This is a genomic window from Anaeromyxobacter terrae (assembly GCF_022690685.1).
Taxonomy (GTDB): Bacteria; Myxococcota; Myxococcia; order Myxococcales; family Anaeromyxobacteraceae; genus Anaeromyxobacter; species Anaeromyxobacter terrae.
The window spans coordinates 1-14,663 of the sequence record NZ_JALCYY010000040.1 but is presented as its reverse complement, the minus strand read 5'-3'; the positions used below and the strand labels follow the sequence as shown (position 1 = coordinate 14,663).

The 14,663-nt window shown below is 73.4% G+C and carries 12 protein-coding genes; 4 read left to right on the top strand and 8 right to left on the bottom strand.

What is annotated here, in order from left to right; translation table 11 throughout:
• Nucleotides 1–7 precede the first annotated feature (7 nt).
• Entirely contained in the window at nt 8–1,903 is a 1,896-nt protein-coding gene (gene acs / locus MNY62_RS17135; RefSeq protein ID WP_242345409.1) for an acetate--CoA ligase, read from the bottom strand.
• Between the two features lie 223 nt (nt 1,904–2,126).
• Here acs and MNY62_RS17130 point away from each other — a divergent pair, with 223 nt between their 5' ends.
• The 3 genes from MNY62_RS17130 to mpl all read left to right on the top strand — a co-directional run bounded on the left by MNY62_RS17130 (nt 2,127) and on the right by mpl (nt 5,764).
• Nucleotides 2,127–3,083, top strand: coding sequence for a S66 peptidase family protein (locus MNY62_RS17130; RefSeq protein WP_242345408.1), 957 nt, complete (start codon nt 2,127–2,129; stop codon nt 3,081–3,083).
• Nucleotides 3,080–4,264, top strand: a complete 1,185-nt coding sequence (locus tag MNY62_RS17125; RefSeq protein WP_242345407.1) for a serine hydrolase domain-containing protein — start codon at nt 3,080–3,082, stop codon at nt 4,262–4,264. The genes MNY62_RS17130 and MNY62_RS17125 overlap by 4 nt, the downstream gene beginning before the upstream one ends.
• A gap of 72 nt (nt 4,265–4,336) precedes the next feature.
• Nucleotides 4,337–5,764, top strand: a complete 1,428-nt coding sequence (gene mpl / locus MNY62_RS17120; protein WP_242345406.1) for a UDP-N-acetylmuramate:L-alanyl-gamma-D-glutamyl-meso-diaminopimelate ligase — start codon at nt 4,337–4,339, stop codon at nt 5,762–5,764.
• 102 nt (nt 5,765–5,866) lie between these two features.
• On the opposite strand, the gene MNY62_RS17115 is transcribed toward mpl, so the two are convergent.
• Nucleotides 5,867–6,913, bottom strand: a complete 1,047-nt coding sequence (locus MNY62_RS17115; protein ID WP_242345405.1) for a cytochrome c3 family protein — start codon at nt 6,911–6,913, stop codon at nt 5,867–5,869.
• On the bottom strand, nt 6,913–8,244 hold the full coding sequence (locus MNY62_RS17110) for a hypothetical protein (protein ID WP_242345404.1): 1,332 nt from the start codon (nt 8,242–8,244) through the stop codon (nt 6,913–6,915). The genes MNY62_RS17115 and MNY62_RS17110 overlap by 1 nt, the downstream gene beginning before the upstream one ends.
• A 269-nt stretch (nt 8,245–8,513) precedes the next feature.
• Here MNY62_RS17110 and MNY62_RS17105 point away from each other — a divergent pair, with 269 nt between their 5' ends.
• Entirely contained in the window at nt 8,514–9,020 is a 507-nt protein-coding gene (locus MNY62_RS17105; protein WP_242345403.1) for a TlpA family protein disulfide reductase, read from the top strand.
• A 10-nt stretch (nt 9,021–9,030) separates the two neighbouring features.
• On the opposite strand, the gene MNY62_RS17100 is transcribed toward MNY62_RS17105, so the two are convergent.
• From MNY62_RS17100 to MNY62_RS17080, 5 genes are all read right to left on the bottom strand, one after another.
• Complete coding sequence (locus MNY62_RS17100) at nt 9,031–10,806, bottom strand: histone deacetylase family protein (protein ID WP_408629093.1); 1,776 nt, start codon at nt 10,804–10,806, stop codon at nt 9,031–9,033.
• Between the two features lie 6 nt (nt 10,807–10,812).
• Entirely contained in the window at nt 10,813–11,118 is a 306-nt protein-coding gene (locus MNY62_RS17095; RefSeq protein WP_242345401.1) for a hypothetical protein, read from the bottom strand.
• Nucleotides 11,119–11,200: 82 nt separating this feature from the next.
• On the bottom strand, nt 11,201–13,333 hold the full coding sequence (locus MNY62_RS17090; RefSeq protein ID WP_242345400.1) for a PKD domain-containing protein: 2,133 nt from the start codon (nt 13,331–13,333) through the stop codon (nt 11,201–11,203).
• A 12-nt stretch (nt 13,334–13,345) separates the two neighbouring features.
• On the bottom strand, nt 13,346–13,990 hold the full coding sequence (locus MNY62_RS17085) for a hypothetical protein (RefSeq protein WP_242345399.1): 645 nt from the start codon (nt 13,988–13,990) through the stop codon (nt 13,346–13,348).
• A 17-nt stretch (nt 13,991–14,007) separates the two neighbouring features.
• Nucleotides 14,008–14,663: hypothetical protein (locus tag MNY62_RS17080; protein WP_242345398.1), on the bottom strand; the 656-nt coding region annotated here is incomplete at its 5' end.

The window sequence follows — 14,663 nt, the reverse complement described above, 5'->3', positions numbered from 1 at the left end:
AAAGTCCTCACTCCTCCAGGGTCGACACGTCGCCCTCCGGGAGGCCCTGCGCGCGGGCCTTCAGCACGCGGCGCATGATCTTGCCGGAGCGGGTCTTCGGCAGCGCGTCGACGAAGGTCACCTTCTCGGGCCGGACGATGGGGCCGAGGTGCTGGGCGACGTGGTTCTTCACCTCGTCCTCGAGCTCGGGGCTCGGCTTGAAGCCCTGGCGGAGCAGGCAGTAGCAGTGGATCGCCTGTCCCTTCACCTCGTGGGGCAGGCCGATCACGGCCGCCTCCGCGATGGCCGGGTGGGCGACGAGGGCGCTCTCGATCTCCGCGGTGCCGAGCCGGTAGCCCGACACCTTGATCACGTCGTCGGTCCGCCCGATCACCCAGAAGTACCCGTCGCGATCGCGCTTGGCGGAGTCGCCCGCCATGTACTTGCCGGGGTACTTGCCCCAGTACGTGCGCACGAACCGCTCCGGGTCCCGGTAGATGGTCATCGCCATCGCCGGCCACGGCTTCTCGAGGACGAGGTAGCCCTCCTCGCCGTCGGGGACGGCCTTGCCCTGCTCGTCGAGGATCGACGCCACCTGCCCGAAGAACGGCTTCGCCGCGGACCCGGGCTTGAGCGGGAGCGTCGGGATCGGGGTGATCTGGAACATCCCGGTCTCGGTCTGCCACCAGGTGTCCATGATCGGGCAGCGGCCCTTCCCGATGACGCGGTGGTACCACTTCCACGCCTCGGGGTTGATCGGCTCGCCGACCGAGCCGAGGATCCGCAGCGTCGAGAGGTCGTGGCGGTTCGGCCACGACTCGCCGAAGCGCATGAGGCCGCGGATCGCCGTCGGCGCGGTGTAGAGGATCGTGATGCCGTACTTCTCGACGAGCGACCACCAGCGGTTCGGGTACGGATAGGTCGGGGCGCCCTCGTAGATGAACGTCGTCGCGCCCATGAGCAGCGGCCCGTACACGATGTAGCTGTGTCCGGTGACCCAGCCCGGATCCGCGGCGCACCAGTAGCGGTCCTCGTCCTTCACGTCGAAGACGTACTTGAGCGTCGAGTAGATCCCGACCATGTAGCCGCCGTGCCCGTGGATGAGCCCCTTGGGCTTGCCGGTCGTGCCGGACGTGTAGAGCACGTAGAGCGGGTCGGACGACTCCATCACCTCGGTCGGGCAGTTGCCCGTGGCGAGGGGGAGCTTCATGAGCTCGTGGTACCAGTAGTCGCGCCCCGGCTCCATCCGCACCTCGTGCCCGGTGCGCTGCACGACGATCACCGTCTCGACGGTCGGGCAGCGCCGGACCGCGTCGTCGACGATCTTCTTGAGCTCGACGACCTTGCCGTTCATGAAGCCGCCGTCGGCGGTCAGGACGACCTTCGACTCGGAGTCCTCGATGCGCCCCTGCAGCGCGTCGACGGAGAACCCGCCGTAGACGACCGAGTGGATCGCCCCGATCTTCGCGGTCGCCAGCATCGCGATGACGATCTCGGGGATGCGCGGCATGTAGATCGTGACGCGATCGCCCTTCTTCACCCCCATCGCCTTGAGGACGTTCGCGAACTTCGAGACGTCGCGGTTCAGGGCGAAGTACGAGTAGGTGCGGACCTCGCCCTTCTCGCCGACCCACACGAGCGAGAGCTTGTTCTTCCGCCAGGTGCGCTGGTGGCGGTCGAGGCAGTTGTGGACGATGTTCGTCTGGGCGCCCTTGAACCACTTGAAGAAGGGCTTCTCGGACTGGTCGAGGACCTTGTCCCACTTGCGGTACCACTCGAGCTCCTCGGCCTCGGCCCCCCAGAAGCCCTCGAGATCGTCTTCGGCGCGGCGCGCGAGCGTTTCCCAGTCCTTCACGCGGGCCTGGGCGACGACCTCGGCGGAAGGGGGGAAGACCTCGCCCTCGAGCTCCTGCGGGTTCTTCATGACGCGACTCCTTTGCTCCCGGGCGCCGGCCCGCGGCGGACCGCTGAAGAGCGGGGATATCCGTGGGTGTAGCCGAAACAGATTCTCAGAGCAGCGTAGCGAAAGCCGGTCCCGAGTGGGGCGGCGATCGTCGCCCTGCCCGTCGGGCGAGGCGATCACTCGTGACGCGGTGCGGCGCGGCTCCTCGACCGGACCCCCGCACGCGGTTATCCTCCCGCTCGCCGTGATCCTCCCGCCCGCGCTGCGTCCCGGAGACGTCGTCCGCGTCATCGCCCCCTCGAGCTCGTTCGACCCGGAGCCGTTCGAGCGCGGGCTCACGGTGCTCTCCGCGCGGCTCGGGCTCCGGCCGCGCATGCGCGCCGACGTCGCGGCCCGCTGGCGCTACCTCGCCGGCGACGACGCCCGCCGCGCGGACGAGTGGCGCGAGGCGGTGGCCGATCCGGAGGCGCGGGCGATCATTTGCGCGCGCGGCGGGTACGGGGCGATGCGCCTCCTCCCGGCGATCGATCCGGCGCCGCTCCTCGCCCATCCGAAGCTCCTCGTCGGCTTCTCCGACGTCACCGCGCTGCACGCGCTCCTGAACCGCGCCGGGCTCGCGACCGTGCACGGGCCGGGAGTGACCCAGCTCGCGCGGCTCCCCGAGGAGGCGCTCGTCCACCTCGAGGCGCTGCTCCGGCGGAGCGCGCCGCCCGCGGGCGGCGCCCCGCCCGCGCCGGGCGCGGGTCTCGCCGGGTGCGCCAGCGTGCGGCCCGGGCGCGCCTCCGGCCCGCTCCTCGGCGGCTCGCTCACGCTGCTCTCGCACCTCGCCGGCACGCCCTACGCGCCGCGCCTCGAGGGCGCGATCCTCTTCCTCGAGGACGTCGCCGAGAAGCCCTACCGGCTCGACCGCTACCTCACGCACCTCGCCCTCGCCGGCGCGTTCCGTGGCGTCGCCGGCATCGCGGTGGGCCAGCTCACCGGCTGCGACGACCAGAACGCGCACGGCGCGGACGTCGTCCGGGAGGCGATCCTCGCGCTCGGCGTCCCCGCGATCGAGGGCCTCTCCGCCGGGCACGAAGACGCGAACTTCGCGCTCCCGCTCGGGGCGCGGGCGACGCTCATCGCCCCGGCGCCAGGCGAGGGCGGTGCGCCGCGGCTCGAGTTCGACGGCTGGACGGGCGGGGAGGGGGGCGTCGCGTGACCCCGGTGCTCCCGCCCGTCGTGGCCGTGCTCCAGGCCGGCCTCCGCGACGGCGTCGCCGGCGCGCTTTCGGCCGAGGTGTTCGCCCGCGGCCGGCGGGTCCACGCGAGCTGCCACGGCGCGCTCGACGCGCCCGGGCCCCGCGCCCTCCGCCGCGACGATCTCTTCGACGTCGCCTCGCTCACCAAGGTGATGGCGACGACCACGCTCGCGGCGCAGCTCGCCCAGGCGGGCGCGCTCAGGCTCGACGCGCCGGTCGCGGAGACGCTCCCCGGGTTCGAGGCGGGCGGCAAGGGCGCGGTCAGCGCGCGCCACCTGCTCGCGCACGCGAGCGGGCTCCCGGAGTGGCGGCCCTACTTCGAGAGCGCCGCGCGCGATCCGGTCGCCGGGCAGGCGTTCCTGCCCCCCGGCGAGCGGCCTCCGCCGCCTTCCCTCGCCGCCGCCGCGATCCGGGGCCGCGCGATCGTGCGGGAGCTCGTCCTCGCCGAGCCGCTCGAGGCGCCGCCCGGCGCGCGGGCCGCCTACTGCGATCCCGGCTTCATCGCGCTCGGCCTCGCCGTCGAGGCGCTCGCCGGGGCGTCGCTCGCCGGGCTCGCCGAGCGGCGCGTGTTCGGGCCGCTGGGCCTCGCGTCGACGGGCTTCCTCGACGGCGCCGACCCTGCCCGCGCGCGCGCCCGCGCCGACGGCCGGACCTTCGTCCCCACCGGCCGGAGCGCGCCTCGGCGCGAGGTGCTGTGCGGGGCCGTGAACGACGACAACGCCTGGGCGATGGGCGGGGTGGGTGGGCACGCGGGCCTCTTCTCCACCGCGTCGGACGTCGCCGCGTTCGGCCAGGCCTGGCTCGATGCGCTCTCGGGCGGCCGCGGCCCCATCCCGTCCGACGCCGCCGCGGAGTTCGCCCGCCGCGACACCGCGACGCCCGGCAGCGGGCGCGCCCTCGGCTGGGACACGCCGAGCGGTGCGGAGCCGGCCATCGGCAGCCGCCTCGGGCGCGGCCCCCGCGGCGCCATCGGCCACCTCGGCTACACCGGCTGCTCGCTGTGGATCGATCTGGACGCGGGGGTGGTCTGCGCGCTGCTCACGAACCACGTCCACCCCACCGGAAAGTCGGACAAGCCGCGAATCCGCGAGCTGCGCCGCCGGTTCCATGACGCGGTGGCGGAGGGGCTGGGGATCGGGTAGGTCCTCACGCTCGTCGCGTTCGCCCCCGTCACACTCGTCGCCCGCCCTCGTCCCACTTCAGGAGCCCTCCGCGTGATCGACTGGTCCCAGGTGAAGCGCATCCACCTCATCGGCGTGGCGGGCACCGGCATGGGCTCGTTCGCCGGGATGCTCAAGGCGGCGGGCTACGCGGTGACGGGCTCGGACGAGAACGTCTACCCGCCCATGTCCACCCAGCTCGAGCGCTGGGGCATCGAGGTGATGACGCCCTACCGCGCCGAGAACCTCGAGCGCGCCCGGCCGGATCTCGTCGTGGTCGGCAACGTCGTCCGCAGCGTGAACCCCGAGGCGGCGGCGATGCGCGAGCGTGGCCTCGCGCACGTCTCGTTCCCGCAGGCGCTCGGCGAGGCGTTCATCGGTCCGCGGCACGGCGTCGTGGTGGTGGGGACGCACGGGAAGACGACCACCTCGGCGATGATGGGCTTCCTCCTGCACCACGCCGGTCGCGACCCCTCGTTCCTCGTGGGCGGGGTGACGCGCGACTTCGACTCGAACTACCGGCTCGGCGCGGGCCCGCACTTCGCGGTCGAGGGGGACGAGTACGACACGGCCTACTTCGACAAGGGGCCCAAGTTCCTCCACTACCGCCCGCGCACCGCGATCTTCACGAGCTGCGAGCTCGACCACGCCGACATCTATCGCGACGAGGCGCACTACGAGAGCGCGTTCGAGCGGTTCGTGGAGATCGTCCCCCAGGACGGGTTCCTCGCCGCCTGCGCGAGCTACGAGAGCGTGCTGCGCATCGCGCGCGGCGCGCGCTGCCGCGTCGAGACCTACTCGGTCGATCGCCCTGGGGCGGACTGGGAGGCGCGCGGCCTCGCGCTCTCGCCCGACGGCGCCCGCTTCACGCTCGTGCGCAAGGGCGACCCGCTCGCCGAGGTGCTCCTCCCGGTGGGCGGCGCCCACAACGTCGAGAACGCGCTCGGCGTCGCCGCGGCGGCCACCGCGCTCGGGCTCTCCCCGGCGGAGATCGCCTCGGGCCTCGGCGCCTTCCACGGCGTGAAGCGCCGCCAGGAGGTGCGCGGCAAGGCGGGCGGCGTCACGGTGATCGACGACTTCGCCCACCACCCCCGGGCCGTGCAGAAGACGCTCGCGGCGATCCGCGGGGCCTATCCCGGCGCGCGCCTCCTCGCCGCGTTCGAGCCGCGCTCCAACACGAGCCGGCGGAACCTGCACCAGCGCGAGTACGCCGCGAAGGAGACCTGGGCGGACGCCGCGGAGGTGTTCCTGCTCCGGCCCGCGCCCACGGACCGCGTGCCGGAGAGCGAGCGGCTCGACGTGGACGCCCTCGTCCGCGACCTCTCCGCCGCCGGCAAGCCCGCCCGCGCCTTCGCGACGGTCGACGAGATGGTCCCGGCGATCGCCGCGGCCGCCCGCGCGGGCGACGCCGTCGTCGCCATGTCGAACGGCGCGTTCGGCGGGATCTGGGGGAAGCTGCTCGAGAAGCTCGGGAAGCGCTGACCCCGACGGCTCGCGCTCCACGCGTCGAGACGCTCCCCCGAAAAGCAAGAGGCCCGGCCGCTCTCGCGACCGGGCCTTCTCGTTCAGCTCAGCTCGGCTCTGCTAGGTGCCGTGGTGGCAGGCCGCGCACATCGTGTTGTTCCGGCGGTCGTCCGTGTCGTGCTTACGGAGGAACGTCTTCGGGTGCGGGTTCCCGCCGCTCCCGCCGACCTGGTGACAGAGCACGCAGACCGAGTCGGCGCCCTGATCGTGGCACGCGGCGCAGCTCGAGACGTCGCGCCGGGCGGCGTCGCCGTGGAAGTTCCCGCTCGCGCGGTCGTTCACCCACCCCGCCTTCTCGTGCGTCGCGGGGACCCGCGAGCCGGAGAAGAGCTTCGTCAGGTTCTGCTGCTCGTGGCAGGACTCGCAGTACTTCTTGCCGTGGCAGCGCGAGCAGCTCGCCGGATCCTGGGCGGCCTCGATCATGTGGCGCGAGACGTAGTCACCGCGGTGGATGAAGTCCCGCTTCACCTCCTCGGGGAAGATGATCGAGGGGCGGGCGGCGGCCGTGGTCGGCGAGTGGCACTGCGAGCAGTAGGTCTGGTCGTGGCACTGCGCGCAGCTCTCCGCGCTCGGGCGCGCGAGCGGGCCGTGGAGGCGGAGCCAGTCGCCCTTGTGCGCGTACGCGCGCTCGGGGAAGTAGCCCTTCAGGTCGACGTGGCAGGGCCGGCAGCGGCCCTCGTTGAAGTCGGTCTGGTGCTTGTGACACGAGGTGCAGATGTCCATCGGCGGCGACCAGGCCGGCTCACCGGCCTCCGGGAGCTTCTTGTGGCAGGTGTCGCACTTGCCCTTCACCGCGGCCTGGCCGAGGTGCTTCGCGTGCGAGAAGTGGACGCGCGGCTCGATCGCGGCGGGCTTCGGCGCGGTCTTGTCGTCGTGACACTCCTTGCACTTGTCGGTGGCGGGCAGGTGCCGCTCGGCGAGCGAGGTCGCCTTGTCGATCCCGGCGTGGCAGTCCTTGCACTCGATGCCCTGGTCGACGTGGATCGAGTGAACGAACTCCGTCTCGGGCCGCTGCGCCTTCTCTTCCTTCTCGACCTTCTTCGCCTTCGCGCTGCAGCCCGCCAGGGCGAGCGCGGCGGCGAGGACGACGGGGAGCGTGCGGTTCATTAGCGCACCTCCCGGATGCGGTAGGTCTGGTTGTAAACGAGCTTCGCCATGACGTCGTACGTCTGCTCCAGGAAGGGGGTCATCCCGGCGCGCCCCGCGATGACGGCGCTGAAGCCCTTGGCGAGCTCGACGCCCGCCGTGAGGGTGCCGGAGATCGAGTAGTCCTCGCCGTTCACCTGCTCGCGGAAGAAGTACCCAAGCACGTCCGCGGCGGCGAAGAGCTTGCCGAGGTCCTGGCGCCCGAAGAGGCGGCCGCCGACGTAGCCGTTCTCGAGCTGGTCCCGGTAGAAGACCTCGCCGCCCGCAGAGGTGTGGCCGCGCTCCCAGTCGAGGCTCGCCTCCACGATGTGTCCGTAGAAGTCGCCGTCCTCCCCCGGCTCGATGGCGAGGTGGTAGTCCGCGCCGACCTCGAGGCCGTGCTGCAGCTCGTACCGGACGCCGCCGCCGATGTCGTTGCGGCGCTCGGTGGAGAAGACGGAGAGGATGGAGTTCCGCGCGAGGAAGAGGTCGGGCGCGGTGAAGCGCCAGTCGGCGGTGAGGTGCAGCCGCGGCTGCACCGTCCAGCTCACCGCGGCGTTCCCCTCCGAGAACCGCTCGTCGTAGAGGCTGTAGGAGCCGAAGCCGGAGAGGGTGAGGTTCTTCGCGAGCGGCTGGAGGCGGAAGTCCGCGCCGACCTCCTGCCGGACGGGGTCGCCGCCGTCCTCGACGAAGTTCGCAGAGGCGCCGACGTCGAGGCCGCGTCCCGCGTAACCCGAGATGGGAACGAAGACGGCCGCGCGCCCGCCGTAGGCGAGATCGCCCGCGACCGGGTTCCAGCTCCGGACGCCGCTGCGCGTGCCGAACCGCTGCGACACGGGCGCGCCGGCGTAGCCGGAGAGGCGAACGCCGAACGGCAGGGTCACGATCGCCTCGCCGCCGTCGAGCTGGATCATCCGCGCGACGCCGGTCATGACGTGCGCGCGGCCGAGCCGGAGCGTCAGCGCGTCGCCGAGCAGGCGGCCCGAGAGGTAGCCCGTCATGACGTCGCCGGTCAGGTCCGAGCCCGTCCCGTTGTCCCAGCGCCGATCGGCGAGCTCGTACGAGCCCCACGTCGAGACCACGAGCTGCAGGTCCTTCGCGATCGGGTTCGTCACGCCCCGCGCCGCGATGTTGAGGATCTCGTACGCGGGGGCGACGGTGACGAGCTCGGGCTTCTCGCCCGGCACGCCGCCGCGCGTCTGCTCACCCACGGTGAGGAGGGTGGTCGAGGTCACGTCGACCGTGTCCGCCCGCACCGTCGGACCGGCGAAGAGCGCCAGCCCGAGGGCGATGACTGGTGTGATGTTGCGCATCAGGAGCTCACCTCGAGCGTGGGTGCGTCGCGGCAAGGCTCGGCGGATGCGCCGGCCACCGGCCGCGGAGTTCCGCGGACGATGCCACAGGCCACGCCGGCCAATCTTGTCGAAGATCATTTACACCCCGGAAACCTCCGTCATGGTGCGGGATTTACGGCATCGCGCTCGGGCGGCGCGCGAAGACCGACGCAGGGTGAAATCGGCGCCTCGGCGGACGGTTCGACACGCGTCCGGAAGTAACGACCGGCCCCGATTATGATGTGACGATGCGCCGCGCTCTCCTTCTCCTCGGCCTCCTCGCCACCGCCTGCGCCGGGGGGCGCCCCGCGCCCTCGCGCTCCCCCCTGATCGGCCAGCGCGCGGATCTCACCGCGGAGGACCTCGCGGGGCGGGAGGTGCGGGTCGAGGACGCCTCCGGCGGGAAGGTGCGGGTCATCGACTTCTGGGCGAGCTGGTGCGAGCCGTGCCGCGAGCAGCTCCCCCTCCTCGACCGGCTCGCCCGCGACTACGGCGCGCAGGGGCTCGCAGTCTACGGCGTGGCGTTCGACGAGGACCGCGCCATGGTGGAGGCGTTCCTCTCCGGGACCCCGGTGTCGTTCCCCGTCCTGTGGGACCGCGGGGGTGGGCGGCTGTCGGCGCCGTTCTCGATCAGCCGGCTGCCCACGACCCTCCTCGTGGACCGCGCCGGGGTCGTCCGCTCCGTCCACCTGGGGTACGACGTGGCGGAGGGGCGCAAGCTCGAGGGCGAGGTCCGCAAGCTGCTCGCGGAGTGACCAGGGGGCTTCAGGGGCCGGGCGGCGCCGGCGAGCCCGCCGGCGCGGGGCGCGGGACGAGCGAGAACCGCACCCGCTCCCGCTCGCGCTCCACCTCGCCCGCGTCGGCGGGCGACTCGCGGAGCCAGTAGGCCATCTCGTCCGCCTCCCACGTGTACGGCTCCCCGTCCATGAGCACGCGCCCCTCGGCGACCGCGATCGTCGCCTCCAGGAGCGGCACGTGGGCGAGGTCGCGGATGAGCGCGTCGAAGCGGCCCTGCCGCTCGGGGTCGATGAAGGCGAACGCGTAGCGGGCGGCGTAGGCCGTGTGGAAGTGGGCCGGCCGGAACACGACCCCGCCGAGCCCGAGCCGGACCGCCATGCGCGCGAGCATCGTGCCCGCCTCGCGCGCGAGCCCCAGGCCCGGCACGTCCTGTCCGGGGAGGCGCGGCCGCCGCTCGCTGAACTGCGCGCGCGGGTTCCGCAGCGAGAGCCAGTGGACGTACAGGACCTCCACGCCGAGGACGCGCCTCCGCTCGAGGACGATCTCCACGAGCAGGTGCTCCTGGGCCTCCGACTCGCCGTACACCCGGACGCGCTCCCCGAGGCCGGTCGAGTCGAACGTGACGTGGAACTGGCGGTACCCGAGGCGCTCGAGCTGCGCGAAGATCCCGTAGCGGAAGAGGGCGTGCTCCATCCCCGAGGCGGTGTAGAAGCCGAGCAGGAGGCGCTGCCGCTGCGGGCGGATCCCGAGCGCCTCCTCGAGGTCGTCGGCCGTGAGCTCGCCCGCGTCGGTGAGCTCGCCCGGTGACATCTCGCGCGACAGGAAGGTGAAGCGCGCGCCGAGGGGGTCGTAGTCGGCCGGGATGGGCTCCGAGGAGCCCGCCGCGAGGGCCATCCCGGTGCCGGCGAGCACGCGCCACGCGCGAGTGGAGTATCCGCCGGCAGGCAGCCACACCGTCGGGACGCCGTCGAGCTCGGTCGCGACGAGGAGATCGCGCTCCCGGACGCCCTCGAGGGTGAGCCCGAGCTTCCCGAAGCGATCGCCCTCGAGCACGTCGCCGCCGGCGAGGACGAAGGCGAGCTGCGGGCGCGGCATCCGGTCGAGCAGCCCGGTGAGCGCCTCGAGGTACCCCGCGTCGCCGGTCCCCTCCGGCAGCACCGTCTCGTCCACCTCCTCGAGCGGGCCCCAGTCGGACCCGGAGATCGAGCCGATCCAGCGCTTCCTGTCTCCGGCCAGGCAGGCGGCGATGCCGTCGGGCGGGTGGGCGTCGAGGTCGAGCACCGCGACCCGGCCCGAGAAGCCCTCGCTCCGCAGCGCCGCCACCGCGACCGCGACGTCGTTGACGGGGCAGAAGCCGCCGGCCGCTCCGGGCGCCGCGTGATGGAACCCGCCGAGCAGGTTCAGCGCGGGGTGCTTCGTCCGGAGCGTGTCGCGCGCCGCGGCGAGGGTGGCGCCGCAGGCGAGCCGGATGGTGGTCATGACCTCGTCCACCGGCACGTCGGACGGGTCCACCGCGAAGATGTGCGCCATCGTCGCGGGCCGCCCGAGCGACTCGAGCAGCTCGGGCGTGTGGACGCGCGCGAGGTCGTCGTAGGCGATACGCCGGGGCACGTGCACCGCGCTCGCCGGCACCGCGCCGCACTCGCGCAGCCACCACATCACGAAGTCGGCGCGGCGCGGCTCCATCCCCGCGCCGACCTCGAGCCCGGACAGCGGCAGCCGGTAGCGCGGGTCGTACCAGACGCTCACGTCCCGGCGGTGCAGCCAGGAGCGGAGCCGGTAGAGGAGGGTGCGGGCGCGCAGCAAGGGCTACCGGTGGCCCGGCGGCGCGAACGGCGGCTCGCCGCCGCCCTTCGGCACGTCCACGCCGAGCTTCGCGGCGCGCGAGGCGCGGGCGGCGCGCGTCGCGAGCCACCAGCCGATCGCCGTCTCGAAGGCGATCCAGGCGATGGCGATCCAGGCCGCCCGCAGGAGGAGGCCCAGCCCCGTGGCGCAGCGGGCGTACTGCTCGTCGAAGGTGCGCGACACCTCCCCGATGAAAGGTGTCGCACGGACCGTGTACCCGACGATGAAGACGAGGAAGATCGAGCGCAGGATCGCGAGGAGCTTGAGCATGCCGCGGAGTGTAGCGCAGCCCTGCGCCCGGGTCCGGATCGTGGCGCGGGCCCCCGGCGGCGCGGGGGCCCGCCGCCGCGGGTCAGGGGCCGAACGTCACGAGGCCGTAGTGGACGGTCAGGTCGGCGAGCGTCGCCTTCACGATCGCCTTCCGGCTGCCGTCAGGGGCGAGGAAGACGAACAGGCCCTGCGCGGCGTACGGCGCGCTGGCCTCCGCCCAGACGGGGATGGGCTCGGTGGCGGCGCCCGGGAGCGCCACGAAGGAGGCGTCGTAGCGGTGGATGGCCGTGGCGGTCGTGTCGAGCAGCGCCACGTTGCCGGAGGCGTCCGCGTGCGCGAACCGCACCGAGGTCACCCCCGGGAACGATCCCATCGACGCGGAGAGGTAGTCCGCCGTCGAGTAGATCTGGTTGCAGGTCGAGAAGAGGTGGTTGCCGTTCTGCTCCACCCAGAGCCGGGCCGAGGTGCACCCCGACGCCGTGCCGAGATGGAGGAGGTCGCCGCTGTTCTGCAGCACCCACTGCTCGACGGAGCTGCCGTTCGCCACGTAGAAGCGGTTCGGGTCCGTCGGATCCGCCGCCCCCGCGGTGCCGTACACGCCGCGCGTCGTGAGCGCGCCGTTGCTCGTGTCGAGATCCCCGATCCACTGGCCGGTCGTCTTCGGGAAGACGAACACGTGTCGCGCAGTGACGGCGGCGAGGTCGCTCACCTGGAAGTTGGCGGAGATCGAGCTCGTGACGGCGGGCGTCGCGCCGAGCGAGACGACCCGCAACCAGACATCGTCGCCGACCACCGCGGTCGCCCCGGACGCGAGCACGCCGACCACGTTCGGCGCCGTCGCGAGCGCGAGGCTCGCGGTCTCGTTGCCGGTGGAGGCGTCCAGCACCCAGAGCTTGCCCCCGCCGGCGACCGACGGGTCGGCGCCGACGAGGACGATCTTGCCGGCGGCGTACTCGGCGTCGCGCACCTCGTGGCCGAGGTCCTGGATGTGCGGGTACGAGGTCACCGTCACGGTGTCGCTCGTGCAGGACGCCTCGCGGTCGCACACCGTGGCCTGGAGGACGTAGTCGCCGAGCGCGTCGGGGACGAAGCTCGCGCTCGCGGTGTCCGCGCCGGTGAGCGAGCCGCTCGTCACGCCGCTGCCCGCGGGGGTCGAGACGACCGTCCAGCTCCAGGTGAACGTCGTGTCCTGGTTCCGGTCCGTGGCGCTGCCCTGCGTCGTGACCGCGGGGGTGACCGCGGGCGTCGCGGTGCGGTTCACCGCGCGGGCCGGGCCTGCCTCGGCGACGGGGGCGTCGTTCACGCAGGTGACGGTCTTCTCGACCGCCGTGACGTTCACGCCGTCGCTCGCGGCGAGCGTGACCACCCAGGCGCCCTCGTCCGCGGGGGTCGGTCCGCAGGTGACGGGCAGCGAGACGGCGCCGCGGCAGGAGCCGGGCGTGCCGTAAGGCTGCGCGGTGCCGCCCGGCGGCGTCACCGTCCAGCTGCACTCGAGCGGATCCCCGTCGGCGTCCGCCACGGTCCCCTGCGCCGTGAACTGGACGTTCCGCGACTGGGTGGCGGGGACGGTGACCGTCACCGCCGGCGCCGTGTTGATCGCCGTGACGACCACCGTGTCCGTGGCCGTGAGGAAGCCGTCCGAGACGGTGAGCGTCACCTCGTACGGGCCGGTCACGTCGGGCGTGAAGGAGGGCGTCGCGGCGGTGGTGCTCGAGAGCACCGCGGTCGTGGAGCCCACCGGCACCTTGAGCGACCAGGTGTACTCGAGCGCGGTGCCGTCCAGATCGGTGCTCGCGTTCGAGAGGGTGAAGAGCACGTGGCGCGGGACCGTCGCGTCCGCGCCCGCGTCGGCGACGGGCGCGCGATCGGGGGCGCAGGTGTTCGTGTCGATGCGGCAGAGGCCGCTGCAGCAGTCGTTCGAGAAGCCGCACGTGTCGCCGTCGACGCGGCACTGCACCTCGCTCGTGCAGTGGTTCGCGACGCACACGCGCGGGAAGCCGCAGTCGTCGGTGTTCTTGCACATCCCGCCCTCGAGCGGGTTGCGCATGCAGACGCCCTGGACGCAGCCGTAGGAGCAGCAGTCGGTGTTCTCGCCGCAGGCCGTTCCGGTCGGGCGGCAGGAGGCCTCGGGGGCGGTGATCGTGTCCTTCTGGCACGCCGCGGCGAGGAGGGCGGCGAGGGCGACGGCGAGCTTCGTGCTCGTGGGGAGGCGCATGGCGGTTGGCTCCTACAGCCGGAACGAGACGCCGGCCGCGAACGACCAGTCGGCGCCGCCGTCGAGGTCGTAGCCGACGGAGAGGGGCTCGAGATCCAGGACGAGCGTGGGCGTGAGGGCGACGCTGCCGCCGAGGCCGAGGCGGAAGATGCCGGCGGTGGAGGTCTCGGTCTGGCGGATCCGGCCGACGAACACCTGGTCGACGAGGACGGTCACGCGGTGGTGGACGACGCCCACGCCGGCGTCGGCGCGGACCGCGGCCTTCCCGCCGCGGAGCGGCAGCGCGAGCCGCACGCCCGGCGTGACCTCGAAGCTGACCCCGCTCGTCTCGATGCCCTCCGTCTCCTCCGGCCGCAGGTAGACGACCCGCAGCGGCGCGACGAGCCCGACGGAGAGCCCAGCGGGCGTGCGGGAGAGCGGCAGGACGCCCTCGACCCGCAGCATGGGGGAGAGGTCGCCGCCGTCCTGGCTGCGGGCGAAGCCGAGGAGCGCGGCGGCGCGCAGCGGATCGCGCGCGCCGGGAGGAGGCGTCGCGAGGCGGGAGGTGCCCGCGGGCGGCGGCGGCAGGGGGATCGCACCGGACTGGGCGGCGGCGGCGCCGGCCGCGCCGGCGAGGGCGAGGGCGACGAGCGCGCGGGCGAGATGGGGGATCTTCATGGCGGGTCCTCCGGAGCTCACAGGCGGTGGCTCGCGGACACGAGGAACGAGAAGGCGGAGCCGACGCCGTCGCCGAACCGCACGTCGAACCCGACGAGCTGGGCTCCGACGCGGACGTTCGGGGTCGGCGCGAACGCGAGCCCACCGGCAAGCCGCAGGACGCCGGCGAGGCCGCCCGAGACCGGCTCGATTCGCCCGAGGCCGGGGACGTCGACGGAGCCGGAGGCGGCGGTGTACGCGACGCCGAGGCCGGCGTCGGCGTTCACCCAGAGCTTCGGGGCGAGCGCGTAGGTCACCCGGGCCGAGGGGACGACCTCGAACAGGTTCGCGCCCCACTCCATCGAGACCGTGCCCATCATCGGCACCGCGACGGCCTGGGAGTCCGACGCGTGCAGCACGCCGGCGGAGACGACGAAGCCGAGCGCCGCGCGCGGGGAGAGCGCGCGCACCGTACGCTCCGCGTCGATGCGGAGCTTCAGCGCGTCGTAGCTCGCGTCGCCGAGGCCGAACTCCCCGCCGAGGAGCGTCGCGACGCGCCACTCCGGCTCGGCGAACCAGGCCGCGGCCGGCTCCTGGCCGAGCACGGGGGTGCTCTCGCCGGCGGCGGCGACCGGCGCCTGGCTGCGAGGGGCGAGGGCGCGCTCGGGCGAGAGCGCGGCGGGCGCGGCGGGCG

Coding starts and splice junctions, on each gene's coding strand:
- acs (WP_242345409.1), bottom strand. CDS start 1,903: ATGAAGAACCCGCAGGAGCTCGAGGGCGAGGTCTTCCCCCCTTCCGCC.
- MNY62_RS17115 (WP_242345405.1), bottom strand. CDS start 6,913: ATGAACCGCACGCTCCCCGTCGTCCTCGCCGCCGCGCTCGCCCTGGCG.
- MNY62_RS17110 (WP_242345404.1), bottom strand. CDS start 8,244: ATGCGCAACATCACACCAGTCATCGCCCTCGGGCTGGCGCTCTTCGCC.
- MNY62_RS17105 (WP_242345403.1), top strand. CDS start 8,514: ATGCGCCGCGCTCTCCTTCTCCTCGGCCTCCTCGCCACCGCCTGCGCC.
- MNY62_RS17095 (WP_242345401.1), bottom strand. CDS start 11,118: ATGCTCAAGCTCCTCGCGATCCTGCGCTCGATCTTCCTCGTCTTCATC.
- MNY62_RS17090 (WP_242345400.1), bottom strand. CDS start 13,333: ATGCGCCTCCCCACGAGCACGAAGCTCGCCGTCGCCCTCGCCGCCCTC.
- MNY62_RS17085 (WP_242345399.1), bottom strand. CDS start 13,990: ATGAAGATCCCCCATCTCGCCCGCGCGCTCGTCGCCCTCGCCCTCGCC.